Here is a 3,085-nt window from a genome sequence, read left to right on the forward strand (position 1 = left end):
CTCACGGCCGCGCACCGCTGGAACGTGCTGGTCAAGCGTCAGCAGAATGTCGGCTTCGGCGCCTTCGACCTGATCGCCGCCGCCAAGCATCCGTTTATCCCCTTTGCAGAGAAAACCCGCCTGCTCGCGACGCTGCCGAAACTGGCACAGATCGCGGTCACCGGCGATCCGCGCGACATCACCAGCGCGGCGGCGTTCGACGACGTCAACGCCTGCGAGTACTTCCGACGATTCTCGCCGACCTTCGTCGATTACTTCCTGGAGCCGTGCGTCGCGATGTTCTGCGGCTACGGCGAAAACGATTTCTCGCTGGCCTGGACGGCGTGGAGCACGGCCGGACGGCTGTCATGGTCGGGCGACCGGATCTGGAGCTTCAAGGAGCGCGGTGCCGGCCGCATCACCTGGGAGCTCGGCCGCAGCCTGGCCGCCGATCCGCGCGTTGATTTCAGGCTCGGCGCCAGCGTCGCCGAAGTGCGCACGCATGACGACGGCGTGGACGTCGACGTCATGCACGACGGCTGCAGCGAGACCATTCGGGGCGACGCCGTCGTCATGGCGGTGCCGGGCAACAAAGTTGCGGGTCTGATGCCGGGACTCGATGCCGAACGACGAGCTTTCTTTGATAGCGTCGACTACGCCGGCCACCACATCGTGTACTACCTGCTCGATCGCCCCAAGGGCGATCTGCTCGACACCTACGTGCTGCCCGCTGCCGACGGCTTCCGCCGCACCGGCAATCTGCGCTTCACCGACATGGGCAACGGCACGACCTTCGCCCATTCGCAGTGGAAGGATTGGGGCTGCCGCCAGCATGCCGACGCCAGCACCGCGGAGCTGCTCAGCATCGCCTGGAGCGACGTCGTCGACGCCCTGCCCCAGCTCACCGGGACGCGCGTGATCGACAGCTTCATCTCGCGCCAGCCCGATGCGATCTGCAAGCGGCCCAAGGGCTACATCCGCGGTCTGCGCAGCTTCCTCGACTTCGGGCCGATGCCGCGCGTCGCGTTCTGTGGCGACTATCTGACCAACAGCACGGTCGGCCAGGCTCATTGGTCGGGGCTGAAGGCGGCCGAAGATCTGATCGGACGCAGCGCCTAGCCGGCGTCACTCCCGCCGCGATCCAAGCAGCGCGCTCAGCTCGGTGCGATTGCGCGTGCCGGTCTTGTCCAGCACCGCGCGCATCTGGTTCTTGATCGTCCACGGACTGATCGCAAGCATCCGGGCGATCGCCTTGTTCGAATGACCGGCCGCAGCGAGCTTGGCGACTTCGCTCTCGCGCGCGGTGAGCGCCTGCAGCGGATCGTGCTCGACCGACCGCTGCGCCATGTCGATGCGAGCGGCCATGCCGCCATACGCCATCTCGAGCAGCGGTAGCAGCGACAGCGACAGCACGCGATCGCGCTCATTGAAATCACCACGGCTTGCGTCGCGGACCAGGCTCAGCGCGCCGACAATCCGGCTGCGGTCGCGCAGCGCCAGTGTCAGCACGAACGCAGCGCCGCTCTCGGTCAGCAGCGGCTCGTCGGACCGCGCGGCCGGCGCCAGCTCGGACAGCCGCGCCACGCTGCTATCATGGGACGCAGCGACGCCGTCCAGCCAGGTCCGGATCGGATCGCGGGCGCGGACTTCGGCGCAATAATGCGCCTCGCACCAGGACGGCCAGTTGATGAAATGCATCCTGCCGGGCCCGCCGCGGTGACGATCGGAGAACACCGCGCGGCTCGCCCCGAACACAGGCCGCAGCGACCGCATCGCGGCTTCGGCGAACGCCGCCGGCGTGGTCGGCCGGGACAGATCGGGAGCCAGTGCTGCGGGATCAGGCATCGGCATTCGCGGCTCGCTGTGACTGGGCCGTTTCCATGGTGAGGACACGGCACGCTGTTGTGCGATGCGACTATCAAACCGAGTTGCGGCGAGTTGCGCAAGGCTACGGGCGGAGCTTGCGCGCGGCGCAGCGGCCCCGCGAAGGCGATCCGGGTGGTCGGCGAGCCAACAGCGGAGTCGAGAACGGTTCGCAGATGCCCCGACCGGCCCGCGAAAAACCATGCGGCAAACCTGTGGCAGGCCATTTCAGCGAAAGATTCCGTTGCGGCGAAACGGTGTCCTCCGCCACAATTCGCACCGGCGGTACTTCCATAAGTTTGCCCCCGAGCCGGCGACCCGGCGCCGCATTCGGCCGTGGCAGGTTGGGCCGCCTTCGCCACGCGTTCGCGATGCGCCGATGACCGGCGGCGGTCGATCTCCCGCGAAACGGCGTGCGCTTGTCATGCGCAGCGCCGCCGACGCATTCGCGAGAGCGTGGATGGCCGGGACGGAGCCCGGCCATGACGAAGTGAGCGTCTCCCGCTCGCCTGCTGACTGCGACGAGAGTCAACAAGTCGAACGCCAAGATCGCGGTGATTACCCCGCGTTGTACTCACCCAAGGCGCGTACCCCCGCGTCGCCCTCACCCCAACCCTCTCCCGCAAGCGAGAGAGGGAGCGCGCTGTGCCCTGTCGCTTTCGATGTGCTCGAAGAAACCGCTGCCGCGCGTGCGTGCCGGTGCTCGCGACCGCTGCAGATTCCCTCGGCTAAAATCGGCCGCAACTACTTCCAGGAGATCGCCCCCGGGAGCTGTTCCAGTATCGGGGAAGCAGTCTGGGTCCTTGGGCGAAGACGCGTTTGGCAATTGGCCTCCTGCGCCGGCCGCTTATGCCGGGCTAGCGAGCGGCTTGCCCTTCTCGACGATGTAGTTGACCATCAGACGGGTCTTGGCGGTCGAGGCCTTGCCGCCGGCATGCGGGGTGTTGGGCGGCACCTGGAAGGCGTCGCCCGCCTTCGCCGTCCTGGTGGGTTGGCCTTCGATCGGAAGTTCGATCTCGCCTTCCATCACGTAGGTCGACTCGATCCCCGGATGAGTGTGCCGGGCGACGGTCGCGCCGGCATCGAGCGTCACGTCCATGATGATCGTCTCGTAGCCGGCGGCCGGGCCATCGGTGCGGCTCAGGATCTTGCGCGTGACGCCATTGGCCGTGGTCGGCGCCGAACCCTGCGCAAACGCCTCGGTCGCCCCGAACCCTGCGACGCTGCAGATCGCACAGCCAGC

3 protein-coding genes are annotated in these 3,085 nt (G+C 67.4%); 1 reads left to right on the plus strand and 2 read right to left on the minus strand.

Annotated features, from left to right (window positions below; translation table 11 throughout):
* Nucleotides 1-1,098 (plus strand): FAD-dependent oxidoreductase (locus ACOJTD_RS05470; protein WP_420131917.1); only part of this gene is annotated, 1,098 nt, incomplete at its 5' end.
* Between the two features lie 6 nt (nucleotides 1,099-1,104).
* Here the strand turns inward: ACOJTD_RS05470 and ACOJTD_RS05475 are convergent.
* Nucleotides 1,105-1,824, minus strand: coding sequence for a helix-turn-helix transcriptional regulator (locus ACOJTD_RS05475; protein WP_420131918.1), 720 nt, complete (start codon nucleotides 1,822-1,824; stop codon nucleotides 1,105-1,107).
* Between the two features lie 865 nt (nucleotides 1,825-2,689).
* Nucleotides 2,690-3,085, minus strand: a 396-nt coding sequence (locus ACOJTD_RS05480) for a cupin domain-containing protein (RefSeq protein WP_420131919.1), incomplete at its 5' end; no start/stop codon positions are given.

Origin of the sequence: Rhodopseudomonas sp., from assembly GCF_048594845.1 — a bacterium.
Lineage (GTDB): Bacteria > Pseudomonadota > Alphaproteobacteria > Rhizobiales > Xanthobacteraceae > Rhodopseudomonas.

Coding starts and splice junctions, on each gene's coding strand:
- ACOJTD_RS05475 (WP_420131918.1), bottom strand. CDS start 1,824: ATGCCTGATCCCGCAGCACTGGCTCCCGATCTGTCCCGGCCGACCACG.